The 24,313-nt window shown below is 73.9% G+C and carries 21 protein-coding genes and 1 pseudogene; 14 read left to right on the forward strand and 8 right to left on the reverse strand.

The annotated features are described in order from the left end of the window. Positions 1 to 92 precede the first annotated feature (92 nt). Positions 93 to 716: a hypothetical protein gene (locus ABTY20_RS12010; protein ID WP_351996857.1), complete on the reverse strand. Its 624-nt coding sequence runs from the start codon at positions 714 to 716 to the stop codon at positions 93 to 95. Positions 717 to 891: 175 nt separating this feature from the next. On the opposite strand from ABTY20_RS12010, the gene ABTY20_RS12015 reads away from it, so the two are divergent. From ABTY20_RS12015 to ABTY20_RS12050, 7 genes are all read left to right on the forward strand, one after another. Further along, positions 892 to 1,155 (forward strand): hypothetical protein, encoded by a 264-nt coding sequence (locus ABTY20_RS12015; RefSeq protein WP_351996858.1) that lies wholly within the window; start codon positions 892 to 894, stop codon positions 1,153 to 1,155. A 55-nt stretch (positions 1,156 to 1,210) separates the two neighbouring features. Next, positions 1,211 to 2,179, forward strand: coding sequence for a hypothetical protein (locus ABTY20_RS12020; protein ID WP_351996859.1), 969 nt, complete (start codon positions 1,211 to 1,213; stop codon positions 2,177 to 2,179). Next, the gene (locus ABTY20_RS12025; RefSeq protein ID WP_351996860.1) at positions 2,176 to 5,913 is read left to right on the forward strand and encodes a CHAT domain-containing protein; all 3,738 of its coding nucleotides are present in this window, start codon (positions 2,176 to 2,178) and stop codon (positions 5,911 to 5,913) included. The genes ABTY20_RS12020 and ABTY20_RS12025 overlap by 4 nt, the downstream gene beginning before the upstream one ends. Before the next feature lie 373 nt (positions 5,914 to 6,286). Next, the gene (locus ABTY20_RS12035; protein WP_351996861.1) at positions 6,287 to 6,655 is read left to right on the forward strand and encodes a pPIWI_RE module domain-containing protein; all 369 of its coding nucleotides are present in this window, start codon (positions 6,287 to 6,289) and stop codon (positions 6,653 to 6,655) included. Further along, positions 6,610 to 7,614, forward strand: coding sequence for an RNAseH domain-containing protein (locus tag ABTY20_RS12040; RefSeq protein WP_351996862.1), 1,005 nt, complete (start codon positions 6,610 to 6,612; stop codon positions 7,612 to 7,614). The genes ABTY20_RS12035 and ABTY20_RS12040 overlap by 46 nt, the downstream gene beginning before the upstream one ends. Before the next feature lie 148 nt (positions 7,615 to 7,762). Further along, positions 7,763 to 8,494 carry a DUF7873 family protein gene (locus ABTY20_RS12045; RefSeq protein WP_351996863.1) on the forward strand — a complete coding sequence of 244 codons (732 nt, stop codon included), beginning with the start codon at positions 7,763 to 7,765 and terminating at the stop codon, positions 8,492 to 8,494. A 573-nt stretch (positions 8,495 to 9,067) separates the two neighbouring features. Beyond that, positions 9,068 to 10,132, forward strand: coding sequence for an alpha/beta hydrolase (locus tag ABTY20_RS12050; RefSeq protein ID WP_351996864.1), 1,065 nt, complete (start codon positions 9,068 to 9,070; stop codon positions 10,130 to 10,132). 74 nt (positions 10,133 to 10,206) lie between these two features. Here ABTY20_RS12050 and ABTY20_RS12055 read toward each other — a convergent pair whose 3' ends face one another. Next, positions 10,207 to 10,785 carry a LysM peptidoglycan-binding domain-containing protein gene (locus ABTY20_RS12055; RefSeq protein WP_351996865.1) on the reverse strand — a complete coding sequence of 193 codons (579 nt, stop codon included), beginning with the start codon at positions 10,783 to 10,785 and terminating at the stop codon, positions 10,207 to 10,209. Positions 10,786 to 11,189: 404 nt separating this feature from the next. On the opposite strand from ABTY20_RS12055, the gene ABTY20_RS12060 reads away from it, so the two are divergent. After that, positions 11,190 to 11,909: a lytic polysaccharide monooxygenase gene (locus tag ABTY20_RS12060; RefSeq protein ID WP_351996866.1), complete on the forward strand. Its 720-nt coding sequence runs from the start codon at positions 11,190 to 11,192 to the stop codon at positions 11,907 to 11,909. 121 nt (positions 11,910 to 12,030) lie between these two features. Here ABTY20_RS12060 and ABTY20_RS12065 read toward each other — a convergent pair whose 3' ends face one another. Further along, positions 12,031 to 12,384 (reverse strand): MazG-like family protein, encoded by a 354-nt coding sequence (locus tag ABTY20_RS12065; protein WP_351996867.1) that lies wholly within the window; start codon positions 12,382 to 12,384, stop codon positions 12,031 to 12,033. 102 nt (positions 12,385 to 12,486) lie between these two features. Here ABTY20_RS12065 and ABTY20_RS12070 point away from each other — a divergent pair. Then, positions 12,487 to 13,441, forward strand: a pseudogene (locus ABTY20_RS12070) (aldo/keto reductase). Positions 13,442 to 13,744: 303 nt separating this feature from the next. Then, the gene (locus ABTY20_RS12075) at positions 13,745 to 15,385 is read left to right on the forward strand and encodes an alkaline phosphatase D family protein (protein ID WP_351996868.1); all 1,641 of its coding nucleotides are present in this window, start codon (positions 13,745 to 13,747) and stop codon (positions 15,383 to 15,385) included. Here the strand turns inward: ABTY20_RS12075 and ABTY20_RS12080 are convergent. Continuing rightward, positions 15,372 to 16,397 (reverse strand): Gfo/Idh/MocA family protein, encoded by a 1,026-nt coding sequence (locus ABTY20_RS12080; RefSeq protein WP_351996869.1) that lies wholly within the window; start codon positions 16,395 to 16,397, stop codon positions 15,372 to 15,374. The two genes, ABTY20_RS12075 and ABTY20_RS12080, sit on opposite strands and share 14 nt — an antisense overlap. 140 nt (positions 16,398 to 16,537) lie before the next feature. On the opposite strand from ABTY20_RS12080, the gene ABTY20_RS12085 reads away from it, so the two are divergent. Beyond that, the gene (locus ABTY20_RS12085) at positions 16,538 to 17,884 is read left to right on the forward strand and encodes a multidrug effflux MFS transporter (protein ID WP_351996870.1); all 1,347 of its coding nucleotides are present in this window, start codon (positions 16,538 to 16,540) and stop codon (positions 17,882 to 17,884) included. Then, positions 17,839 to 19,014, forward strand: a complete 1,176-nt coding sequence (locus tag ABTY20_RS12090) for a serine hydrolase domain-containing protein (protein ID WP_351996871.1) — start codon at positions 17,839 to 17,841, stop codon at positions 19,012 to 19,014. Before ABTY20_RS12085 ends, ABTY20_RS12090 begins: the two co-directional genes overlap by 46 nt. 49 nt (positions 19,015 to 19,063) lie before the next feature. Here ABTY20_RS12090 and ABTY20_RS12095 read toward each other — a convergent pair whose 3' ends face one another. Next, on the reverse strand, positions 19,064 to 19,984 hold the full coding sequence (locus ABTY20_RS12095; RefSeq protein WP_351996872.1) for an RNA polymerase sigma-70 factor: 921 nt from the start codon (positions 19,982 to 19,984) through the stop codon (positions 19,064 to 19,066). After that, positions 19,981 to 21,186, reverse strand: a complete 1,206-nt coding sequence (locus tag ABTY20_RS12100; protein WP_351996873.1) for an NAD(P)/FAD-dependent oxidoreductase — start codon at positions 21,184 to 21,186, stop codon at positions 19,981 to 19,983. The genes ABTY20_RS12095 and ABTY20_RS12100 overlap by 4 nt, the downstream gene beginning before the upstream one ends. A 241-nt stretch (positions 21,187 to 21,427) precedes the next feature. Between ABTY20_RS12100 and ABTY20_RS12105 the strand changes: the two genes are divergently transcribed. Beyond that, a complete protein-coding gene (locus tag ABTY20_RS12105) occupies positions 21,428 to 22,423 on the forward strand; it encodes a small ribosomal subunit Rsm22 family protein (RefSeq protein ID WP_351996874.1) in 996 nt (331 codons plus the stop codon). On the opposite strand, the gene ABTY20_RS12110 is transcribed toward ABTY20_RS12105, so the two are convergent. Beyond that, complete coding sequence (locus ABTY20_RS12110) at positions 22,366 to 22,629, reverse strand: DUF6243 family protein (protein WP_351996875.1); 264 nt, start codon at positions 22,627 to 22,629, stop codon at positions 22,366 to 22,368. The two genes, ABTY20_RS12105 and ABTY20_RS12110, sit on opposite strands and share 58 nt — an antisense overlap. 100 nt (positions 22,630 to 22,729) lie before the next feature. Between ABTY20_RS12110 and ABTY20_RS12115 the strand changes: the two genes are divergently transcribed. Continuing rightward, on the forward strand, positions 22,730 to 23,347 hold the full coding sequence (locus ABTY20_RS12115; RefSeq protein WP_351996876.1) for a TetR/AcrR family transcriptional regulator: 618 nt from the start codon (positions 22,730 to 22,732) through the stop codon (positions 23,345 to 23,347). Between the two features lie 22 nt (positions 23,348 to 23,369). Here the strand turns inward: ABTY20_RS12115 and ABTY20_RS12120 are convergent, their stop codons facing one another. Beyond that, positions 23,370 to 24,236, reverse strand: a complete 867-nt coding sequence (locus ABTY20_RS12120; RefSeq protein WP_351996877.1) for a glycerophosphodiester phosphodiesterase — start codon at positions 24,234 to 24,236, stop codon at positions 23,370 to 23,372. Positions 24,237 to 24,313: the final 77 nt, after the last annotated feature.

Below are 24,313 nucleotides of genomic sequence, written 5' to 3' on the forward strand. Positions count from 1 at the left end.
GTCACGGCGGCGGACCGCACCGGGCGGGACACGGGCAGGCACGCGGAGCGGCCCGCCCGGAGAACTGCGTCCCGCTTCCGTCCGCGTCGGCCTCACACCCGCGTGCGCCATGCCCGTACGCACGTCCTCGGCAGGTACAGCGCCCAGAAGGCGGTGACGACGTACACGAGCGCCAGGATGCTCATGGTCTGGTTGAGGAACAGCAGCACCGGGACGGAGAAGGCCCCGCAGCTGAAGAGGAACCAGGCGATCGGGTGGAAGGGGGTCGTCTCCGTCTGCGGGTCGAGGGCGCCCCACCAGCCGGAGACGACGAGCAGGAACCCCACGGTGAACCACATCCAGAACACCGGGCTCTGCGTGGCGTCGTCGGCCGGGGCCAGCCAGGCGGCCACGTCCACGTCGGCCGGGCCCTCGTACGTCCGCATCGCCGATTCGAGGTGCGCCGCGATGAAGTAGCTCAGGGCCAGGTACACGGCCTGCACCACAGGGGTGACGGCCGCGTAGAAAGCCGCTCGGACGCGCTGTGCGCCGGGGATCGCGGACACCCGTGCGGCGGCGCTGCGCGCCCGGCGGTGCGCCGTCCTGGCGAGGGCGTACCAGGCCAGGAGCCAGGAGGCGACGACGAAAACGTGCAGCACCAGGCTGTGCGGGCCGAAGACGGACGCCACGATCGCCTCGGTGATGTCGTCGGGCTTGGCAGGGTCCGGTAGCGCCATGGAGAAGCCCTTCATCGACCGGTCCGCGTATGTGGCGTCAAGTTATCCCCGTGACAATGGGTTCGGGGTCGTAACGAGGGAATGGCCGCCCGGGCGGAAGTTTCATGAGCCATGCTCCTGTGCCCCCTTTAGGGTGTGATGCGGCACAACGATCACCAGTGAGCCGGGGGGCCGCATGGGACCACGCGACCACGACGACTACTTCGGCGGCGACGAACCGCTCGACGTCGACGCGGCGGACGGCGGACTGGCGCTCGCCCCGCCGGACGCCGCGGGCGGCGGCTCGGCGTACAGCTGGCAGTGTTCCCGCGAACCGGTGGGGACCGGACGGCGCTGCGACACGGAGGTGCCGGGCAGCATGGACTTCCCCCAGTACGGCGACGGCCGGTGCACGTGCGGAGCCGACCTCACCTACCAGCCGCGCGGACGACGGAACTGAACCGTCCGCACCCCGGGGACCTGTCCGAGGGGCGGGCACGAGGGAGAGGGTTGCCGTGGGGGTAGTCTCCGCGCTCGCGTCCGGACACGCGAAGCGCTGGACGGTGCTGATCAGCGGAGGCGCGTACGCGTTCACCGCCGTGGCCGTGCTGCTGCTGCGCCCCTGGAGGCCGCCCGCGGCGGACTGCCCGGGGTCCGGCATCACCGTCGTGGTGTGCGACGCCGGCAGCGGCGAACCGCTCGCGCTGGCAGCCCTCCTCGTGCTGGCCGTCGTCGCGGCCGGCGGCTCCTCCCTGGTCGTCTCGGCTCTCGCCGGACCGCTCGTGCACCTGCTGGCCGGGACCGCGCTCCCCGTACGCGGGCCGATCGCCGCGTTGGCCCGCCGGCGGGTGGCCCGGCGCACGTCCGCGAAGAGGCGGTTCACCGCCGACGGCGACGAGCGCCGGACGGACCCGCGCGCCGTGCGCGCCCGACGACAGCTGCGCCGCCGTCCGGTACAGGACGCGCTGACGACGCCCACCAGGATCGGGGACAGTTTCGCGGCCATGAGCGAGCGCGTCCGGGGGCGGCACGGACTCGACGCCCACCTGTGCTGGCCGCTGCTCCAGCAGATCCTCGACGACCCTGCCCGCCGCGAACTGGAACGCGCCTCCGAACGGGTCCTGGGCCGGGCCCGGAACCTGATCTGGGCAGCCCTCACCGCGGTCACCGCACTGCCGCTGGCCCTCCTCGACCGCGTCCAGGGCCTGCCCGCCGTGCTCGCCGCACTCGTCGGCGCCTTCGTCGCCGGCCTGCTGCTGGCCGGCCTGGGCAACGGTGTCGACGACTACGCGGACACCGCCGAAGCGTCGTTGCTGCGCCACCGCGACGCGCTCTACACGGCGGCCGGCTGGCCGCTTCCCGAGGACACCACCGCCGAGAAGGACACCGGTGCGCAGCTCACCGCGTACCTCAGGCGCACCGGGGACGTCCCGCCGCAGGTCGCCTTCGACCGCCCGCAGCCCCTGGAAATCCGCATCCGATGATCGACTACACCCGCCCCGGACGCGGGCCCGCTCCCGACGACGACCTCGATGCCGTCCTGCGCACCGCCTCGGACCACGTGGAACGGCTCGTCGGACGGTCGGCGACGGGCCTCGCCGATCCCGCCGGAGAGCTGCAGGCGTGGTACGACACCGTACGGGCGGTGGCGGACGCCTGCGTGCAGGCGTCCGTGCGCAAGGAGGTGCCGTCCCCCGCACGGCTGGAGGCGCTGGAGTGGTGGCTCGTCGGAGCCACCGACTGCCTGCGGACCTGCCGCCGGCTGCTCCGGGCGGCCCGGCGCCTCGCCGAACCCCCCCTGACCGACGGCGAGGTGTACGACCAGTACCTCGGACTGCTGGAACTGATGCACGTCGTGCACGAGGAAGCGGACCGCTTCCGCCGCGTTCTCGCCGTCCGGCGCGACGGCATCCCGCCGCAGCAGGCCGCCGCACGGTTCGTACGGGGACGCGCCGCGCACCGGGAGCTCGCCAGGCGTGCCCTGCGCCTGCTCCACGACGACGAACGCCGGGACGAGTGGTCCTACCGTGAGGTGTTCCTGACACAGCGCCTCGCCGAGTACGGCGGGGACCTGCCCGGCGAGGCGGCGGCGGCACGTGACCGGGCGCGGCGGCTGGCGCAGCCCGGCAGAGCGCTCGACGACGCGCAGCGGGCACAGATGAGATCCGCCGAGGCGGCTCTCGCCACCCACGTGAACACCGGCGGGGTCGCGACCCGCGCGACCGGCGTGACGGAACTCGTCCGGCAGCACCGCGCCGTCCGGGAGGAGGCGCCTGAGGACCCCCTGGCCGCCGCCCGCTACGGAGCCGAGCTGCTGAGGGCGATCATGGTGGGCGAGGCGGTCGACGGGCTGGACGTCCACGACGCGGTCGAGGCACTCGAGACCGCCGTACGGACCATGGACCCCGACGCCCCGGAATGGCCGGAGTGCCTGGCGGCACGCGCCCTGGCACGGGCCCAGACGATCGGCTCGTGGGCGGTGGGGAGGGGCGGAAGCGACGCGGTCGTCCGCGAACTCGACGCGGTCCGCCTCCTGCTCCCCCCGGGGCATCCCCTGCTGATCAACGTCGTGGTCACCCTCGCGCAACTGCTGTCCCGGCGCGGCACCGACGACGGAACGCTGAGCGACGTCCGGTCCGCGCTCGCACTGCTGCGCCGGGTGCGGGCGCAGCACCTGGCCGACCCGCTGGAGCGGCTGGTCGTCGACACCGCGTTCGCGCAGGTCCACAGCGCCTTCCACTACCACGCGGGCGCCGACGACGCGGACTGCACCGGCACCGGCGACGAGGCCGCGCCGGCGGACGACCGGACGGGGCACGCCGCCCACACGCACCGGCTGCTGCGCCGCTGCGTCGACCGGGCCCGCGAGATGGCCGCCGCCCGGGAGGACCACAGTCCGGAGATGCTGGCACTGGTGCAGCACTTCCTGGGCTGGGCGTTGCTGATGACCGCCGCCTGCCCGGACGGTCCAGGCGCCGGCCCGCACCGTGGTGACGCCCGCTTCTCCCTGGTGGCGGAGGCCCGGACGGTCCTGACGGAGTCCCTGACGCGTACGGACGAGCGGTCACCGCAACGGGCCGGACGTGAACTGCTCCTGCACATGGCCTCCTTCGTGGAAGCCCTGCGGCAGCCGGCCGCGGCGGCCGGGAACCGGACCGCCCAGGCCCGGGCTCTGGCGCGGCTCGCGGAGCGGTCCGACGTGGTGGACCGGCCGGCCCTCCGGGACACGGTGCTCGCCGTCCACGCCTGCGCCGAGTCACTGCTGGCCGCTCCGCCCGGTGGCACGGTGCCGGCCGAACGGGCACAGCGGCTGAGGCAGTTGGAAGCGAGCGTGGCGGCGGAGGGGGACGCGGTGCACGCGACGGCCGTGGACCTGCGCATGCACCTGGCCCGTGCCTACCGGTCGGGCGACAGCGACGCGTCCGGCCTCACCGCCCTGCTGACCCGGGCGGCGATGCCGGGGGCGAGCCCGGCCGGGAGCCCCGACGCCGCAGAGCGCCTGCGCTCCCGCCGGTTGGGCCGGGAGGCGCTCGGACTCCTGGCCCGCCGGGCCCTGGTCCAGGAGATCGCCGCCGACGCGGTCCTCACCGCCGATCAGGCCGGGCCGCTCTCGCGGGAGGTCGCCGCCTGGTGCGTGGCGGACGGCGACCCGGCGGAGGCGCTCGAGGTCCTGGAACGCGGCAGGGCGCTCGCGCTGCACACGGAGATGACCACCGTCGATGTCCGGCGACGGCTGACGGAACTGGGCCGGACGGACCTGGCCGACGCGTGGGCGGCCTGGCGCGGCGCCGCGCTCCCGACGCACCCGCGGGACACGGCCGCGGGCACCGGGGCGGGGGCCGGCACGGGACGGGCGGGGGACGCCCGGGACCCGTACACGGAGCATCCGGTGCCCGAACGGCTCGGCGCCCGGGTACGGGCGGTGCTGGAGGAGCACGGGGCGTTGGACCACCTCCTGGCGGCGGTGCCGGCTCCGGAGATCGCGGCGGCGCTCCGGACGACCGGGAACGACGAACTCGTGTACCTGCTGCCGACACAGGGCCCGCCCGACTCCGGCGGGGCCCTCAGGGTGGGACGCGACGGCCGCGTACGGTGGACGGCCCTGCGCGGGCTCGCCGACACCACACGGCTGGACGCCTACCTGGGCGCCCTGGAGCTGCTGCTCTCCGCGCCGCGGTCCGAGGCGGTCGAGTCGGCCTGGGAGGCGGAGCTGCGACAGCTGTGCGACTGGGCCGGGACGGCGGTGATGGAACCACTGCTGCGGGACCTGGGGCGGGGGACCGGGCCCGGAGACGTGCCCCGCCTCGTGCTGGTACCGCTGGCCACGTTGGCCGCCGTGCCCTGGAGCGCGGCACGCCTGCCCGGGACGGCGGGCGGGCGTCCGGTCCGGGCGGTCGACCGGCTGGCGCTGTCCACCGCGCCGTCGGCCCGGATGTTCACGGCGGCGGCCGGCCGGCCCGCCGTACGGGCCGAGGACTCCGCGCTGCTGATCCTCGGGCTGACCGGAGCGGAGGCCCGCGTCTCGTCCAGCAGGGCGCTGCACCGCCTCTACCCGAACCGGCGGCTGCTGGCCCCGGCCCCCGACCGCCCGTCCGGACGGCCGACCCGTCCGCCGGACGGTACGACCCGGCCCGCGGAGATACTGGACGAGATCCGGCGGGCCTGCCGCGAGCACGGCGTCGTGGACATCTCCGCGCACCTGCTGCCCGACCCGTCGGACAGCTGGCGGTCCCACCTCGCCTTCGGCACGGTCCTCGGCCCGGACGGGACGGTCGCCCAGGACGTCGACCGCCTCTCCGTGCAGACCATCGCGGCCCAGCGCTTCCCGGTGCCGCCGGCCGGGCCCGGCCTGTGCGTCTCCCTGGCGTCGTGCATGAACAGCCTGCCGCGCCGTCACCACGACGAGTCGTTCACCATGGCCGCCGCGTTCCTGGCCGGCGGGGCGTCGTCCGTGCTGGGCTCCCTGTGGCGGGTCCGGCTGCACGCCACGGCCCTCCTCGACCTGCTCTTCCACCACTGGCTGCGGTCGGGCGACGCTCCCGTGGACGCGCTGCGCCGGGCGCAGCTGTGGATGACCGACCCGGACCGGACACCGCCGGGTGACCTGCCGCCGGACGCCCGTCGGCTGGCCGCCGAACTACTGGACGTCCTCACGGCCGCCGGGCACGATCCCGCGGACCCGGCGCTGTGGGCGGGCCTGGTGGCGGTCGGCCGGTGACCCCCGTTGTCGGCGGTGGACTCCCCGGCCTTACGGTCATGCTCCGAACCCCTCCAGGTGCGCGCCGTGGCCCGCTGCCCAGTCCGCTTGACATCCTCGTCGCTCACCCGCACCCCGCCGACCTCGGCGGCGCACAGCGCGGACAGCCGGTCGTCGCCCGGCCTCTCCCGGCGCTCCTGGACGATCGGCAGCATGCACTCGGTGAACTTTCCGCACCAAAGAGGGTTATTGACCAGCCACCAGTCGGAACGGAGCACCCGAAGGCGGTTGCGCCGGGATCGGGAACCGGCCGAGAACCGCTCCTCGCCGACGCTGCGGACGGTGCGGAAGGTCCCAGGCCCGCTTCGAGTGGAAGGTGCGTCGATCCCAGGTCGTGAAGGAGGCCGACCACTGGATCCATGGCCGGGACGGTATCCGGATCGCGATCGGGCACCAGGCGGCCATGGGAAGGCACCCGATCGGCACCGGACTGATGCCCAGCGAGCGCCGGCGGCTGATCGAGTGGGCGGAGCAGGCGATCGCTCCGGAGTTCGTCCCCGCGCCGAAGCTCGAACGCAGTCCCTACGCGCGCCCCCCCCCAAGAAGCGGCTCAAGGCGCTGCCTTCCCTCCCCAAGCACGCGGAGGCTGTCGCGGACGCAGGGCTGCGTGCCGCCGCGGCATGGTCGGACGGCCTGCGCCAGACCGGGGTCCGACTGGTGCCGCAGCACACGCTCGGCGACGCGCTCATCCCGCCGAACCTGAACCAGGTGGCTTTCCACCTCGTGGAACGACGCCTGGACGGGCCCACCGGGAAGCAGCAGTTCACACCGATCGCGGTGCTCGTCCGCCCAGGTGCGAAGTGCGTGCTGGGCAAGTCGACGGACATGCACGAGTGGGTTCCCTACCCCGAACTCCTGAAGTCGTTGACGGGACGGGTCGAAGGCCGGAAGAACAGCGTGGAGCAGTCGGCCCTCATGGCTGCCTTCGTCAAGAAGACCCTGGCCCAGCTGCGCAGCACCCCGACGCTCGTCCTGGCGCATGCCCAGGACGTGCGGAAGCGCTGGCCGTGGCTGCGGAACGACGGTCTCGAGCGGGACAGGCTCGGCGTCGACGGAGGCCCGGTGCAGCGGATCGGGTTGTACGGCAGGCATCTGCGTGTCGTCCGGGTCGCCGACGGCAGCCGGGACGAGACGGCACAGTGGTGGGCCGAGAGGGAGGAACTCTCTCCCGAGATGGAGGGCAAGCAGGGCGGGGGCATCGCGATGGGGCTATGGCGGCCCGGGGAACGGGAGAACTCGAACCGTGTCTTCTACAGCACGATCGGCAAGTCGGGCACGCAGTCGAAGCTGACCAACGACGACGCCAAACTGACTCCGCACATCAACGCCTCGGGCACCAATGCCCACCGCCCGACAGTGAACGCCTGGAATCCGGACCTTCTCGAACTGACCGTCGCGTGCCTTCAGCCCGGTGACGACGCGGAGGCATGGGCCGCATTCGTCCACCAGCAGCGTTTCAGCGAGGACTACCGTGCCGGTCGCGAGGGTCTGGCTCATCCCTTGATCCTGCACCTTGCGCGGCTTGCGGACGATTACGCACTGCCGCACGAGATCGAGGACGCGATGGATCCGACGGAGCCGCAGTCCGCCACCGCGGTGAACCAGAATGCGGCGGGCCAGCTGGCCTTTGACTTCGATCTCGATGACGGAGAAGACGAGTGACTCACACGTCCGAGGGCGACGGGCGTGGTGCCTCTCCTCGCCCGGAGTTCGACCGCGGTTGCCTCGGCACACCCGCGACACGCAGAAAATCATGTGCGGTCGCCCGTCCCCTCTGACAGTGTTCCCACTGTTCGAAGGGGGGCCCGACGTGGCGAAGTTGAACCAGATCATCGCGGTCGAGAAGGGTGTCAAGAGCAAGTCGCTCCAGGACATCAACGCGGCGCACGCCAGGGTGCAGAAGCCGGCGCTGCTGGCCGGCATCTCGCGCACGTACCAGCCGAAGGACGAGGAGGGCGAGCAGTTGCCGCCCGAGTCCACGCGGGTGCAGGTACAGGCCGAGGACGTGCTGCGGGAGATGTCCGCGTCGCTGACGCGGCTGTTCGACGTGACCGCGACCAAGGACTGGGCGAACTGCACGGCCCGCGCGGACGTCACCGTCGACGGACGGACGATCGTCGCCGACGTGCCGGTCAGCTACCTGCTCTTCCTGGAGAAGCAGCTCGCCGACCTGCACACCTTCGTCAAGAAGCTTCCCACCCTCGACGCCGCCGAGTCCTGGTCCCACGACCCGTCCACGGACTGGTGGAAGACGGACCCGGTGCGCACGATCCGTACGAAGAAGGTCCCGCGCAACCACGTCAAGGCGGAGGCGACCGAGAAGCACCCGGCGCAGGTCGAGGTGTACTACGAGGACGTGCCCATCGGGTACTGGACCACCGTGAAGTTCTCCGGTGCCCTTCCGGCGCGGCGGGTGAACGAGCTGGCGGATCGGGTCGAGAAGCTCCAGCAGGCCGTGAAGTTCGCCCGCGAGGAGGCCAACGGCACCGAGGTCACCGACCAGCGGGTCGGTGACGCGGTGTTCGGCTACCTGTTCGGCTGACGCCGACCGAGGTGGCCACCACGATCGCCCCCGCGTGCGAGCGCGGGGGTGCGCGACGGGGCGGGCCGGAATTGAGGACCGGTTCGCGCCAGGAGCGCAAGCTGACACTGAAGTTCAGCCTGAAGAAGCGGCCCGCCGAAGCGGCGGCCGCGGTCAATCTCAGACTCTCGCTCCAGTCTCAGCATCGCCGCCGATCGCCGGACCGACCGGGGACGGACGAACGCCGTCGGATGCGAGTTCGACTCTCGCCTGCGCCTCTTGCACGGCGCGGTAGTTCAAAGGAAGAACACGACGGCATGATGACTGATCCGTCCTCTTAAACGCCGCCGGCGTGCGCAAGTGGGTGGCATCCCCAGGGGCCCGGGAGCTGGATACGACTCCCGGGCTCCGCCACGTCCGGCGACCCGCGGCGGGCCCGCTTTCCGGAAGGGGCCCAGGACCGTCCGCGCGCCCCTCCGGAGTCCCGCTCCCGAAGGGCGACGGCCGACGGCGGGTGCGCCACGGGATCACTGTCCGTGCGTGCACGGTTCGCATGGGTGAAAATGCTGGCGTCCCCCACGTGACGGAGGTCGGATGTCCTGGCGCTCTGCGCGGCTGCGGCTGCGACTGCTGCTTCCCCTGGTGATCGCGGGTTTCCTCCTGCCCGCGGAGGGCTCCGCGGTGTACGCCGGCGGGGGTGCCCCGGCACCGCACCACGGTGCCCGGGTCGTCGCCGAGGAGGACGTCGGTGAGCGGCTGGTCGACCTCACGGTCGACTCGCCCGCCCTGGGGCGCACGGCGAAGGTCCGGCTGCTGACCCCGGACGGCTGGGAGGACCGGCGGCCGGGCCGCAGCTGGCCGGTGCTCTACCTCCTGGTCGGCGGTGACGGCAACCACAGGGCCTGGACGGAGGACTACGACGCCCGCCTCCAGGAGCTGCCCGAACTCCGGGACGTGCTCGTGGTGATGCCCGAGATGCCGCTGTTCGGCTTCTACAGCGACTGGTACAACGACGGCCGGGGCGGCCCGCCCGCCGTGGAGACCTTCCACCTCCGGGAGGTGCGCCCCCTCCTGGAGCGCCACTACGGCGCCGGCCTGCGCCGCGTGGCCGCGGGTGAGTCGCAGGGCGGATTCGGCGGACTCTCCTACGCCGGCCGCCACCCCGGGCTGTTCCGGGCGGTGGCGAGCTACAGCGGTTACGTGCACCCCCTGCAGCATCCGCACGCGGTCCGGGCCGCGATGACCTTCCTGGGCCTGGACTGGAAGGCGCTGTGGGGGGACCCGGTCGCCCAGCGCGTGAACTGGGAGGCCCACGACCCGTACCACCTGGCCGACCGGCTGCGCGACACCCCCGTGTACCTCTCCAGCGGCGACGGCAGGGTGGGTGTGCTCGACCCGCCGGGCACGCAGCCCGACCCGGAGGTTCCCGGCCTCGAGGACCCGTCCGACCCGTTCCCCGACGACGTCGTCTCACCCTCCGAGACGATCATGGAGCGGGAGTCCCGTGCCCTGGCCGCACGCCTGGAGTCCGTCGGAACCCCGGTGACGACGCACTTCTACGCCGGCACGCACGACCCGCCCTACTGGGTGCGGGAGTTCCGCAGGTCCCTGCCCATGCTCCTGCACGCCCTGCGCGACGCCACCGGTCACAACGGCTGAACGGCCACGGTGCCCGCCCGGGCGCGGTGTCCGGTCGTCGGGTCACCCCGTCGGAGGTGACCCGACGAAGCCCGTCACCCCTGGGCGGTCGGATCCGCGGTCGCCTCCGTCAGACAGGCGACCGGGTCCTCCTCCTCCATGACGCAGGTGACGAGCGGCTCGAGACGTTCGAGGAGCGCACCACTGGAGACCTCCTCCGGGAAGCCGAGGTGTTCCAGCAGCAGGGGGATCCGGTCGAGCAGCACGGGTACGTGGCCGAGCATCCCCAGGAGGCAGTCGCCGATGTCCTCGGGCGCCTCCGCTTCGGGGCAGAGCGAACCGCCGATCAGCTGCGGGTGCTGGGCCAGAACGCGTTCCAGGGCCGCACGGACGGCCTTCTCGCCGGCCTTCAACACGGCGGGGTCCGGGACGGCCAGCTCGGTTTCGGGGAAGATCCAGTGGCCGATGCCGCTGCCGTCGCGCCCGTGGTCCCGGGCGGCCTTCTCGATCGTCTTGGCGTTGGCCCCGAAGAGGACCCACCATTTCGTCCCGTCGCCGTAATGGTCGTCGGCGATCTCCCACAGGGTGTTCCCGCCCGCCACGGTGTGGGTCTCGTGACGCGGCTGCTCCTTCGAGTGCCCGGCCGGCCGGTGCGGCTGGGCTCGTTCTTCCATGGCCGCTGCCTGACTCGTGGCCAACAGCATCGAGCCGGCCGCCAAGCCGCTGATGAGGGTCAGAGCCGGACCGCGGCGGCGTATGTGCCGCATGGTTAGCCTCCCGGGGTGAACGCGTACGGTGACGAGGCCTCACGCTAGGTCACGACGTGCGGCGCGGCGCGGCCACTGGGCCGATCGGCCCTGTTCGCCGATTCCCTTCGTGTGAACCCTTGACCGCCCCCCGTGTGCCGGTATGGTCTAGACCTAGTCGCTGAGGTCTAGACCTCTACTCCCTCCACCTCGGTCCCGGTCAGGCCGTCGGCCGGGCAGGGGTGCGGGGCGCGTGCGGCGGCGCCTGCGGCACGGTCGCAGGACCGCGCTCGCGGGCGGCCTCGACACACACCGAAGGAAAGGGATATGTCATGAGCATGAAAAGACGAGTGGCGGTCGCCATCGGAGCGCTGGTCGCTCCCCTGCTCGCCGTCGGCCTCCCGGCGGGCTCGGCCTACGCCCACGGCTGGGTGACCGACCCCGGCAGCCGGCAGGACCAGTGCGCCGAGGGCGTCGTCGACTGCGGTCAGATCACGTACGAGCCGCAGAGCGTCGAGGGCCCGAAGGGGCTGCGCAGTTGCAGCGGCGGCAACAGCCAGTTCGCCGAGCTCGACGACGACGGCAAGGGCTGGCGCGTCACCCCGGTCGGCACGAGCCACACCTTCAACTGGCACCACACCGCCCGGCACGCCACCGACACCTGGCAGTACTTCATCGGCAACACGAAGATCGCCGAGTTCGACGGCCACGGCGCGCAGCCGGCCGCGGACGTCGCCCACCAGGTGAACTTCGGCGGCTTCACCGGCCGTCAGAAGGTCCTCGCCGTCTGGAACGTGGCCGACACCTCCAACGCCTTCTACGCCTGCATCGACGTCAACATCGGCGGCGGTGGCGGCGACGGCGGCGACGGCGGCGGTGGCGGCGAACCGGGCGACTGCGCCGCGCCGGTCTGGAACGCCGCGAGCGTCTACACCGGCGGGAACACCGTCTCCCACGACGGCCGCACCTGGCGCGCCAAGTGGTGGGTGACCGGCGAGGAACCCGGCACCACGGGGGAGTGGGGCGTCTGGGAGGACCTCGGAGCCTGCTAGCCGCACCCCTCGGGAAGCGGACCGGTGCGGCGCGCCGCACCGGTCACCCGTCGCGGGTCCGCGCTCCCGGCGACGGCCGCACCGGCGGGATCCGCCGGGCCCGGCCCGCCGGGCCCCCGCTTCAGGTGCCGAGCGAGCGGCGTGCGACCCGGGCCAGATGGCCGGCGAAGACCTCGCGGGCGTCGGGGGTGAGGGTGCGCAGGGCCACCAGCGCCGTGACGGCGACGTCGCACAGCTCCGACTGCACGTCGTCCCAGGTGTGCGTGGTGCCCTTGCGCGGGTTCTGGCCGGTCGCGCCGATCACCGCCTCGGCCACCTCGCCGACCTCCTCGGACAGTTTGAGGATCCGCAGCAGCAGGCCCTCCCGACCGTCGACCGGACGCTTCGCGTCCAGCCAGCCGCACAGCTCGTCGACGGTTTCCCACAGACCGGCGCCCGGGGGAGAGGTCGGGGTCGGGGTCGAATGGTCGCTCATGGGAGCCGAGCCTGGCACAGGGCACCGACAGGCGGGGCACGGGTGCGGGCGCGGAGCGGGACTTGCCTTCGCGCGCGCTCCAACTCCTGGCGTTCCGGGGGCATGGAGACCACACGGACACTGGGGCGCAGCGGCATCGAGGTCAGCGCCGTCGGATTCGGCCGCCGGGCAGCCCCTGGGATGGGGGAAGGTCGACGACGAGGAGTCGGTGCGGGCGATCCGGCGCGCACTCGACCCGGGCGTCACCTTCTTCGACACCGCCGACGTCTACGGGGCCGGACACAGCGAGCACGTCCTCGGGCGGGCCCTCGGGCGGCGCCGGAGCGAGGTCGTCGTCGCCACCGAGTGGGGCAACGTCTTCGACCCGGACACCCGCACCCTCACCGGGAGCGACGACTCCCCGGAGCACCTCCGCCGCGCCCTGACCGCCTCGCTGCGCAGGCTCGGCACCGACTACGTCGACCTCTACCAGCTGCACCTCGCCGACGCCGACCCCGACCGGGCGGCCCGACTGCGGGACGCCTGCGAGGAACTGGTGGCGCAGGGGCTGATCCGGGCCTACGCCTGGAGCACCGACGACCCGGCCCGCGCCGCCGTGTTCGCGATGGGGCCGCACTGCGCCGCAGTCCAGCACGCGCTCAACGTGCTCACGGACGCGCCCGGGATGCTGCGGCTGTGCGAGGAGACGGGCCTCGCCTCCGTCAACCGCAGTCCGCTCGCCATGGGCCTGCTCACCGGCAGGCACGCCGGCCGGCCGCCGCTGCGGGAGGGGGACATCCGCAGTCGGCCGCCCGCCTGGCTGCGGGGCTTCGGCGCCGGGACCGGCGCCGACCCGGAGTGGCTGGCGCGCGTCGACGCGCTGCGGGACGTCCTCACCGGCGACGGCCGCACCCTCGCCCAGGGCGCCCTCGCCTGGCTGTGGGCCCGCAGCCCGCGCACCGTGCCGATCCCCGGCTTCCGGTCGGTCGCCCAGGCGGAGGAGAACGCGGGGACGCTCGGGAAGGGGGCGCTGAGCGACGGACAGATGGCCGAGGTCGAGCGGATCCTCGGCCGCTGACGGGCCGCTGACGGGCCGCCGGCGACCGGCCCGCACGGTGGCCGTTCCCACGCCGCCCACCGGTGCGTACCCGCGCTCCCGCGGGCCCGCCCACGCCGGCGGTGACGGCTCTCCGCGGCGCGGCGGTCGCGCCCCGGTGCGCCCGGCGTGCCTGGGCCGCGGTGCACGGCAGGCCCCGGCACGCGGCAGGCCCCGGCACACGGACCTCATGCCGTCGTCATCCGAATGCTGTGTACGCGTCAATGTGGCGTCGTTCCCGGTCGTTTCCATGCCTCCTGCATCCATACGCCAGGGGAGGAACGGATGACACCCGAGGTCCGTCAGTCACAGCACGCCCCCGAACTCCGCGCGGCCGCCCGGCACATCGGCCGCCGCCGCTTCCTGACCGTCACCGGCGCCGCCGCCGCGCTCGCCTTCGCGGTCGACGTGCCCGGCGCGGGCGCCGCGAGCGCCGCCGAACTCGACACGGCACAGCTCACCGAGGACCCCTTCACGCTCGGCGTGGCGTCGGGCGACCCGCTGCCCGGCTCCGTCCTGCTGTGGACGCGCCTGGCCCCCGCCCCGTACCAGGCCGACGGTGGACTGCCCGCGAAACGCGTCCCCGTCGACTGGGAACTCGCCCTCGACGAACGGTTCCGCCGCGTCGTCAGACGGGGCAGGGTGACCGCCCACCCGGAGTTCCACCACACCGCGCACGTCGAGGTGGACCACCTGGCCCCCGGCCACGTCTACCACTACCGCTTCCGGGCCGGCCGCTTCGTCAGCCCGGTGGGCCGCACCCGCACCGCGCCCCCCGCCCACAGCCGGGCCGTCGGCCTCACCTTCGGCCTGGTCTCCTGCCAGCGTTACGACCAGGGTTACTACACCGCGTACCGCCATCTCGCCGACGAGGACCTGGACGTCGTCTTCCACCTCGGCGACTACCTCTACGAGTACGCCGTCAACGCCGTCGCCGGCTCGCGCGCCTACCCCGCCGGCACCCTGCCCGCCGTCTTCAACCACGAGACGGTGACGCTGGAGGACTACCGTCTGCGGTACGCCCTCTACAAGTCGGACCCCGACCTGCGGGCCGCGCACGCCGCGCACCCCTTCGTCGTCACCTGGGACGACCACGAGACCGAGAACAACTACGCCGGCGACGTCCCGGAGAACAGCGTCCCGCCGGAGGAGTTCCTGCTGCGCCGGGCCGCCGCCTACCGGGCCTACTGGGAGAACATGCCGCTGCGCCGGCCCCAGCTCCCCGACGGCCCCGACCTCAGGCTCCACCGTCGCCTGCACTGGGGCCGGCTGGCCCAGTTCGACGTGCTCGACACCCGCCAGTACCGTTCCGACCAGGCCTACGGCGACGGCTGGCAGTACCCGGGCCCGGAGTCCGAGGACCCGGCGCGCACCCTGACCGGCGACGCCCAGGAGCGCTGGCTGATCAACGGCTGGCGCCGGTCGGACGCCGTGTGGAACGTGGTGCCCCAGCAGGTCACCTTCTCCCGGCGGTTCAACTCCACCACCTCGCCGTCCAAGGTCTCCATGGACTCCTGGGACGGCTACCCGGCCTCCCGCGAGCGGGTGTTGGCCGGCGCGCAGGCCGCCGGTGTCGAGAACCTCATGGTCCTCACCGGCGACGTGCACGTGCACTACGGCTTCGACATCAAGCGCGACTTCTCCGACCCGGACTCCCGCACCGTGGGCACGGAGATCGTCACGTCCTCGATCACCAGCGGCGGCAACGGCTCCGCGAAGCCGTCCAACTGGGACACGTACATGGCCGCCAACCCGCACCTGCGGTTCTACAACGGGCTGCGCGGCTACACGACCGTGTCGCTCGGACGGGAGCTGGCGCGCGCCGACTTCAAGACGGTCTCCCACGTGACCACGCAGGGCGCGCCGCTCACGACCGCCGCCTCCTTCGTGACGGAGGTGGGGGAGCAGGGGCTCAAGCCGGCGTGACGGACAGCTCCTTCTCCGTTTCCCCCGGGTAGCGGACCCCGACGCGGTCCCGGATCGCGTCGAGGGTCCGCATCACGGCGAGGGTGCCGTCGAGCGGGACCAGCGGGGACTCGGTCTCGCCGGCCCGCAGGGCCCGCATCACCTCGACGGCCTCGTGCCCGAGGCTGTCGCGGGGGCCGTCGGCCGGGTCGGCGGTGAACTCCTCGGCGTCACGGCCGTCCCGGTGCAGCACGAACCGCTCCGGGAAGAAGAAGCCGGACGGAATGTCGATGCGGCCCCGCGAGCCGGTGATCGAGGCGTAGGTCGCCGTACCGCCCACGATGGAGCAGTGCACCGAAGCGAGAGCACCGCTCTCCCACGAGAGCAGCGCTCCCGTCTGGAGGTCGACGCCCTCCTCCGAGAGCATCGCCCGCGCCGTGACGTCCGACGGTTCCCCGAGCAGCAGCTGCGCGAACGACACCGGGTACACCCCCAGGTCCAGCAGCGCGCCCCCGCCCAGCGCCGGGTTCCGCAGCCGGTGCGACGCCGGGAACGGTCCCGCGAGGCCGAAGTCCGCCTGCACGTGGCGCACCTCGCCGATCGCGCCGTCGTCGACCAGCGCCTTCAGCCGCCGCACCATCGGATGGCAGTACGTCCACATGGCCTCCATCAGGAAGCGCCCGTTGCCCCGCGCGAGCGCGACCAGCTCCTCCGCCTCCCGCACGTTCAGCGTGAACGGCTTCTCGCACAGCACGTTCCGCCCGGACTCCAGCATCAGTCCGGCCGCCGTGCGGTGCGCCGTGTGCGGAGTGGCGACGTAGACGACGTCGACCTCCTCGTCGAGGGCCAGCGACTCCCAGTCGCCGTACGCCCGCGGTATCCCGAACCGCTCGGCGAACGCCTTCGCCGGCTCCGTCGACCGCGACGCCACCGCCACGACCTCCGCGTCCGGCACGTCCACCAGGTCCGCGGTGAACCTCGCGGCGATCCCCCCGGTCGCCAGGATCCCCCAGCGCACCTTCTGCTCCGTCATGTGTCCCACCCTGTTCGTGTCGTTCGTCACATCGTGAAGAGATGGAGGTGGAAGCGCTCCCATGACATCGCCGTTGACGCCGAGCACTCCGTACGAGCTGAGAGCATAGGGAGCCGATGGAGTGAAAAGGGAGGGGCCACATGCCCGAAGGCGGGGCGTTCATAGCGGACACGACGGCGGACACGACGGCGAAGGCGGTGGGGAGCGGGGCGCCGGGGGCGGCGCCGGACGCGGGCGCGGGCGCGCCGGCGGCGCACCGGGACGCCGCCGCCCGTCGCACCGGCCTCCTGGTCACGCTCCTCCTCGGAGGCCTGACGGCCATCCCGCCGCTGGCGATGGACATGTACCTCCCCGCCCTGCCGGAGGTCACCCGGTCCCTGCACGCGCCCGCCGCCACCGTCCAGCTCACGCTCACCGCCTGCCTGGCCGGCATGGCGTTCGGGCAGCTGGCGGTCGGCCCGATGAGCGACCGCTGGGGCCGCCGCCGCCCGCTGCTCGTCGGCCTCGCGGTCTACGTCGTCGCCACCGCGCTGTGCGCGTTCGCGCCCACCGTCGAACTCCTCGTCGCCTTCCGGCTGGCGCAGGGCCTCGCGGGCGCGGCCGGCATCGTCATCGCACGGGCGGTCGCCCGCGACCTGTACGACGGCGTGGCCATGGCCCGCTTCTTCTCCACCCTCATGCTGATCTCCGGGGTCGCGCCGATCGTGGCGCCGCTCATCGGCGGACAGATCCTGCGGGTGACGGACTGGCGGGGCGTGTTCGTCGTCCTCACCGTCGTCGGGGTGCTGCTGACGGCCCTGGTCTGGGCGAAGCTGCCGGAGACCCTGGCCCCCGCCGACCGGCACGGCGGGGGCGTCGGCGAGGCGCTCGGCTCGATGCGCCGGCTGCTCGCCGACCGGGCCTTCACCGGCTACATGCTCGCCGGCGGATTCGCCTTCGCCTCCCTCTTCGCCTACGTCGCGGCCTCCCCGTTCGTCATGCAGGAGATCTACGGCGCCTCCCCGCAGACCTTCAGCCTGCTGTTCGGACTCAACTCGATCGGCCTGATGATCATGGGGCAGGTCAACGGCAAGCTGCTGGTCGGCCGGGTCGGGCTGGACAAGGTGCTCGGCATCGGCCTCGTCGTCGTGGTGGTCGCCGCGGCCGCGCTGCTGCTGATGTCGCTGGGCGTGTTCGGCGAGGTGGGGCTGGTGCCGGTGGCCGCCGCGCTGTTCGTGCTGATGTCCGCGATGGGCGTCACCCTGCCGAACACGCAGACGCTCGCCCTGATGCGCACCCGGCACGCCGCCGGCTCCGCGTCGGCGCTGCTCGGCACGGTGTCCTTCCTCATCGCCGCGATCGCCTCCCCGCTGGTCGGGATCGCCGGGGAGGACACCGCCGTCCCGATGGCCGTCGTCCAGCTGGTCTCCGCCCTGGTCGCGCTGGCCTGCTTCCTGGGGATGTGCCGCCCGCGGAACGGGAAGGGCGCGAAGGGCGGGGGCGTCTGAGCGCGCCGCGACTGCGTCCCGGCCCACCGGAACGGGCCGGACTCGACGCACGGGAACTCCGCCGGCTGGTCCGGGAGGTCCACGCCCGGACCAGCGGCGAACGGCCCTGGGCGGCCGGCGCCGTCGTGGTCGTCGGACGCGGCCCGGTGCTCGCCGTGCAGGAGGCGGCGGGCTGGGCCGTGCGCTACGCGGCCTACGACGAGGGGGCGGACGCCCCGGTCGAGCTGCCGCCGGCCGCACGGGTCCCGATGACCGTGGACACCCCCTTCGACCTGGCGTCCCTGACCAAGCTGTTCACCTCGGTGGCCGCGGTGCAGCAGATCGAGCGGGGCACGCTGGGCATCGACGCGCGGGTGGGCGCCTACCTGCCGGACTTCACGGCGGCCGCACGGCACGGCGTCACCGTCCGCCAGCTGCTCACCCACACCTCCGGGCTGCGCCCCGAACTCCCGCTCTACGACTGCGCCGACGACGCGCGGCGGCTGGCGCTGCTGCGCGCGGAGCGGCCGGCCGGCGCGCCCGGCGCGTACTGCTACTCCGACCTGAACATGCTGCTGCTCCAGCACGTCCTGGAACGCCTCACCGGGCGCACCCTCGACGTCCTGGTGCGCGACGGCATCACCCGCCCGCTCGGCATGACCGCGACCGGATTCGGCCCGTGCCCGGGGGCGGCGGCGACGGAGGACCAGCGGCGGCCGTGGGCCAAGGCGGACCGGGGGATGCTGCGGGGGGAGGTGCACGACGAGAACGCCTGGGCGCTGGGCGGCGTGGCCGGCCACGCCGGCCTCTTCTCCACCGGCCGGGACCTGGCGGTCTTCTGCCGGACCCTGCTGGCGGGCGGTTCGTACGGCCCCGCCCGCATCCTCGGCCCCGACTTCGTGGACCTGCTGTTCCTCCCGCCCGGCCTGGGCTTCGCCCTGGACCAGCCGTGGTTCATGGGGGAACTGGCGGGCCGGGGCGCGGCGGGCCACACCGGCTTCACCGGCACGTCCCTGGTCCTGGACCGGGCCACGGACACCTACGTGATCCTCCTGGCGAACACGGTCCATCCCCGGCGCCCGGTGCGGCCGGACAGTGCGCCGAGGGCGGAGGCGGCGACACGGGTGGCGCGGGCGGTGCGGGGGATGTGAGCGGCGCCCCTCCACGGCGCGCACCGGCGGACCCGCCCCGGTACCCCCCTCACCGTGTGCCGATGTCGTAGGCGGAACCGCCCGCGACGGCCTTCAGTTTGTCGGGGTTCGCCACGTTGTGGATGGCGGTGATGCGGCCCTCGGCGTCGAAGTCGAAGGTGACGGTGGCGATCACGCGCCCCGGCCCGCTGAACACCACGCCCGGCCCGCCGTTGATCCCGACGATCTCGGCCTTCATGTCGGCGGGCTCGACGCCCTGGTAGGTCACGGTGCCGATCGCCGCGAACCAGGCGGCCACCGTGGCCGCGCCCACGACCGGACGCAGGGCCTGGCGGACCTTGCCGCCGCCGTCGGTCCACAGGGCGACGTCCGGGGACAGCAGTTCCATCAGGGCGTTGACGTCCCCGCCGGCCGCGGCGGCGAGGAACCGCTCGGTGGCCTCGCGCCGCCGGGACCGGTCGGCGGCGAAGCGCGGCCGTCGGGCCCGCACGTGTTCGCGGGCCCGGTGCGCGGCCTGCCGCACCGCGGCCTCGGAACGCTCCACCGCCTCGGCGATCTCGGCGTGGCTGAAGTCGAAGACCTCCTTCAGCACGAACACCGCGCGCTCCAGCGGGCTGAGCGTCTCCAGCACCACCAGCAGGGCCATCGACACCGACTCGGCGTCCGCGACGGCCTCGGCGGCGTCCCCGCCGGTGAGGATGGGCTCCGGCAGCCACGGCCCCATGTAGGTCTCCCGCTTGTGCCGGGCGGAGCGCAGCCGTTCCAGCGCCAGGTTCGAGACGATCCGCGTCAGGTACGCCCTGGGGTCGACCACCTGCGAACGGTCCGCGGCGGACCACTTGATCCAGGCGTCCTGGACCACGTCCTCGGCGTCGGCCGCGGTGCCGAGGAGGCGGTAGGCCACGGAGAACAGCAGCTTGCGGTGCTCGTGGAAGGCCTGCTGGCCGGGGTGGGCGGACAGGTCGGTCACCGGACCCCCCGGACACGGGTGAAACGGCCCCCGCGGGGCCAGAACGCGCCCGAGGCGGGCATCTTCTTCATACGGCTGTAGGTCGGCCAGGGTGAGGCGGTCACCGTCTCCTTGTACCGGACGGCCACGCGTCCGGTCAGGTGGATTCGGCGCGGGCTGTCATCGGGCCGGGTGAACTGCACCACCGCGTCACCGCGGCCCAGGCTCACGGGCGTGTGGTAGTAGCCGAAGCGGAACGGCTTGGGCCGCTTGCCCCTGAGCACCCGCTCGATCGACAGCGCGGCGTGCACCCCGGTCGGCATGCCGCCCTGGCAGGTGCCGTGCATGACGCCGTAGTTCTGACGGATCGCGGCCGCGTCGCCGACCGCGTACACGTCGGGGTGGGACACCGACCGCAGCGCGGCGTCGGTGACGATGCGTCCGCGGTCGTCGACGGCCAGCCCGGCTGCGGCCGCCAGCGGCGGCACGCGCGTGCCGCCCGTCCACAGGACCGCATCGGCGGTGATGCTCTCCCCGTCCGCCAGCCCGACCGCGCCGGGCAGCACCTTCGCCACCTCCACCCCGGCGCGCACCCGGACGCCCAGCCGGTCGAGCGCGGCCCGCACGTACGCCCCGGCCCCGGGGCTCAGGGTCGCACCGGGCTCCTGCCCGCCCAGCAGCACGACGTTCAGCCCCGGGTGCCGCTCGGCGATCTCCGCGGCCGACTCGACGCCGGTCAGCCCGCTGCCGACGACCACCACGGTGCCGCCGTCGAGCCGCGCCAGCCGGTCGGCCAGCAACTCGGCGTCCTGCGCGCTGCTCAGGGTGTACGCATGGTCCGCGGCACCCGGCACCGCGGACGTGTCGGCCACCCCGCCCAGCGCGTACACCAGCGTGTCGTAGTGCAGCACCCGTGCGTCGTCGATCCGTACGGTCCTGGTGTCCGCGTCCACCGCGGTGACCCAGCCGCACACGAACCGCGCACCCGTGCCCTCCAGCAGTTCCGGGACGCTCAGCCCGGCGAGTCGCCGGCCGGCCGCCGTCATGTGCAGCCGCATCCGCTCGGTGAACCGCTCCTGCGCGTTCACCACGGTCACCCGCACGTCCTCGCGCCCCTTGACCCGGGCCGCGAGCTGGACGGCCGCGGCCGTGCCCGCGTATCCCGCCCCCAGGATCACCACGCGGTGCGCGGTCGCCGTACCGGTCTGCTGCCGTGCGCCCATCGTCTCGCCCTCCTCGGCTCGCTCACTGACACCCACCGGATGGGAACGGGCGGCCCGGACGTGACATGGATCGAATGTGATGCGCGGCACAGTGTGAGTCGAGGGCCCGCCGGGAGGCGGTGGACGGAGCCGCGGAGCCGTCGGGGACGGCGCCCCGGGCCGGGCGGCCCTCTTCCGCGTGCGACGCGGCCGCCGGCCGCGGGCGGGCCGCGGCTCGGTCCCGCCCCCGTAGAATCGCCGGGTGAACGCCCCCGCCCCGCTGCCCACCGCCGAAACCCTGCGCTCCGCCCTCGCCGGGCTGCTCGACGGGCTTCCGCCGCGGCAGGCCGCGCAGGCCGTCGAGCGGCTGATCGCCACCTACCGGGGCGCCACCCCGACCGGGGCGCCGATCCTGCGGGACCGGGCCGACGTGGTCGCGTACGCCGCCTACCGGATGCCCGCGACGTTCGAGGCGGTGCGGTCCGCGCTGGAGGCGTTCGCAGAGGCCGTGCCCGGGTGGGCGCCCGGCGGCCACGTGGACGTCGGCGGCGGCACCGGCGCGGCCGCCTGGGCGGTGGGCGCGACCTGGGACGGGGAGCGCCCCGTGACCGTCCTCGACTGGGCCGAGCCCGCCCTCGCCCTCGGCCGGGAGCTCGCCACCGCCCATCCCGCCCTGCGCGACGCCCGCTGGCACCGCTCCCGCATCGGATCGGCGCTCACCATCGAGAGCACCGATCTCGTCACCGTCTCCTACGTCCTCAACGAACTCACCGCCCCCGACCGTGCCTCCCTCGTCGACGCCGCCGCCGACGCCGCGCAGGCCGTCGTGATCGTCGAGCCCGGCACCCCCGACGGCTACGCCCGCGTGATCGAGGCCCGCGACCGCCTGGTCGCCGCCGGTTTCCGCGTCGCCGCCCCCTGCCCGCACAGCGCCGCCTGCCCCATCGCCCCCGGCACGGACTGGTGCCACTTCTCCGCACGGGTCAGCCGGTCCTCCCTGCACCGTCAGGTCAAGGGCGGCTCCCTCGCCTACGAGGACGAGAAGTTCAGCTACGTCGCCGCCACCCGCCTGCCGGTCGCCCCGGCCGCCGCCCGGGTCGTCCGCAAGCCGCAGATCCGCAAGGGCCAGGTCCTCCTCGACCTGTGCGAGAAGGACCCGGCCCTGCGCCGCGCCACCGTCACCAAACGCCACGGCGACCTCTACCGGGCGGCCCGGGACACCGACTGGGGCGACCCCTGGCCGCCCGTCGGCGCCTGACCGGGCGCCGCACCGCCACCCCCTCCCTGCCGCCCCTGCTTCTCCCGCTTCTCCCGCAGCGCGCGCAGCAGCTCCCGCTTCTGCGCCTGCGGGTCGGCGCCGCCCCCGACCCGGCCCCCGCGCCCGCCCCCGCGCAGGGCGCCGCGGCCCAGGTGCCGTCGGGTGCCGCCGACGCCCAGCATGTCTCCGGCTCCGCCTCGGGTCATCGCACTCTCCTCTCGACAGTACGAGACGTATCGTCTCGTCGTGGAACGCCTCCACTGTCCGGCGAGACGCACCGTCTTGTCAACTGGTAAATTCGGCTCCATGGCCGCGAACCAGTCACCCCCCGACGCCACCCGCCGCAGCGAGCGCTCCCGGCGGGCCATCTACGACGCCGCCCTCGCCCTGGTCGCCGAGGCCGGCTACCCGAGGACCACCATCGAGGGCATCGCCTCCCGCGCCGGCGTCGGCAAGCAGACCATCTACCGCTGGTGGCCGTCGAAGGCGGACGTCCTCCTCGAGGCGTTCCTCGACATGGCCGAGCGGGCCGCCGAGGCCGCCGGCCACGTCGCGCACGCCCTCCCGGACACCGGCGACCTCGCCGCCGACCTCAAGGCGGTCCTGCGCGCCACCGTCGACGAACTGCACGACCCCGCCTTCGAGGCCCCCTCCCGGGCCCTGGCCGCCGAGGGCCTCGTCAACGAGGAGCTCGGCCGCAGGTTCGTCGCCCGGCTGCTGGAACCCCAGCTCCAGCTCTACGTCGACCGCCTGCGCGCCGCCCAGGAGGCCGGGGACGTCCGCCCCGACGTCGACCCGCGCATCGCCCTGGAACTCTTCGTCTCCCCCCTCGCCCAGCGCTGGCTGCAGCACACCGGCCCGATCACCTACGACTACACCGACACCCTCGTCGACTACGCCCTCAACGGCATCGCACCCCGCTGACCGGCGGGGACGGCCGGCGGCCTCACCGCCCCAGCACCGCGCTCACCCTCCCCGGCACCCGCGCCGGATGCCGGGCCAGCAGCCCCGGGGCGTCCGTGATGACGCCGTTGCAGCCCAGCGCCAGGGCGCGGTCGCGCTGCGCCGGGGTGAGGACCGTGTGGGCCCACACCCGGGGGACGCCGGAGCGCACCGCGCGCCGCAGATCGGCGTCCCGCGCCCTGACGTCGACGTCGAGCAGGTCGACGTAGGAGCGCCAGCGCCCGGGGCGGTCGGTGCGCATCTGGCGGGCCGAGCGCCACAGCTGGGTCAGCAGGCCCAGGCGGTGGACACGGCGGGCGACCCGGGGGTCGTTGGTGTTCACGAACACCGAGCGGGTCAGACCGCGGGCCCGGATCAGCGCGGCCAGCCGGTCCAGGCCGCGCGGGTCCTTCGCCTCCAGCATCAGCACGATCCGCCCGCCGAACCGGTCCAGCACCTCGGCGACCGTCGGCGGCCGCTCCGAGCGCCAGCTCCCCGGCAGCCGGTCGCGCGGACGCAGCCGTACGCCCCGCCACTCCCCGGCGTCCAGGCCGCGCACCTCGCCGCCCAGGAACGTGGTGCGGTTCAGGGTCGCGTCGTGGAAGACCACCGGCGTGCCGTCCCGCAGCACCCGCGTGTCGAAGTCCAGCACCTGCGCCGTGCCGCGCCGGTACGCCGCCATCAGCCCCGACATGCTGTTCTCGGGCACCTCGCGGGCCCCGCCCCGGTGGGCGACGTACGGGACGCGGGGCAGCGAGTCCACCGTCAGCGGTCCGGGGCCCGACTCCAGGGGGCCCCGGAAGCCCGTGACGGTCAGCGAGAACACCGAAGCCACGGCAGCCAGGCCCGTCAGGGCGACACGTGTGACCATGCGGCCACGGTAGGCCCGCGCACCGCCGCCCACCGCTCGGGGACACCCGAACCGGTACCCGCGTCCGTCACCGCGCG

This window comes from Streptomyces sp. NPDC126497, assembly GCF_040302425.1.
Lineage (GTDB): Bacteria > Actinomycetota > Actinomycetes > Streptomycetales > Streptomycetaceae > Streptomyces.

Coding starts and splice junctions, on each gene's coding strand:
- ABTY20_RS12075 (WP_351996868.1), top strand. CDS start 13,745: ATGACACCCGAGGTCCGTCAGTCACAGCACGCCCCCGAACTCCGCGCG.
- ABTY20_RS12050 (WP_351996864.1), top strand. CDS start 9,068: ATGTCCTGGCGCTCTGCGCGGCTGCGGCTGCGACTGCTGCTTCCCCTG.
- ABTY20_RS12110 (WP_351996875.1), bottom strand. CDS start 22,629: ATGACCCGAGGCGGAGCCGGAGACATGCTGGGCGTCGGCGGCACCCGA.
- ABTY20_RS12085 (WP_351996870.1), top strand. CDS start 16,538: ATGCCCGAAGGCGGGGCGTTCATAGCGGACACGACGGCGGACACGACG.
- ABTY20_RS12080 (WP_351996869.1), bottom strand. CDS start 16,397: ATGACGGAGCAGAAGGTGCGCTGGGGGATCCTGGCGACCGGGGGGATC.
- ABTY20_RS12100 (WP_351996873.1), bottom strand. CDS start 21,186: ATGGGCGCACGGCAGCAGACCGGTACGGCGACCGCGCACCGCGTGGTG.
- ABTY20_RS12010 (WP_351996857.1), bottom strand. CDS start 716: ATGGCGCTACCGGACCCTGCCAAGCCCGACGACATCACCGAGGCGATC.
- ABTY20_RS12025 (WP_351996860.1), top strand. CDS start 2,176: ATGATCGACTACACCCGCCCCGGACGCGGGCCCGCTCCCGACGACGAC.
- ABTY20_RS12060 (WP_351996866.1), top strand. CDS start 11,190: ATGAGCATGAAAAGACGAGTGGCGGTCGCCATCGGAGCGCTGGTCGCT.
- ABTY20_RS12120 (WP_351996877.1), bottom strand. CDS start 24,236: ATGGTCACACGTGTCGCCCTGACGGGCCTGGCTGCCGTGGCTTCGGTG.
- ABTY20_RS12065 (WP_351996867.1), bottom strand. CDS start 12,384: ATGAGCGACCATTCGACCCCGACCCCGACCTCTCCCCCGGGCGCCGGT.
- ABTY20_RS12115 (WP_351996876.1), top strand. CDS start 22,730: ATGGCCGCGAACCAGTCACCCCCCGACGCCACCCGCCGCAGCGAGCGC.
- ABTY20_RS12015 (WP_351996858.1), top strand. CDS start 892: ATGGGACCACGCGACCACGACGACTACTTCGGCGGCGACGAACCGCTC.
- ABTY20_RS12055 (WP_351996865.1), bottom strand. CDS start 10,785: ATGGAAGAACGAGCCCAGCCGCACCGGCCGGCCGGGCACTCGAAGGAG.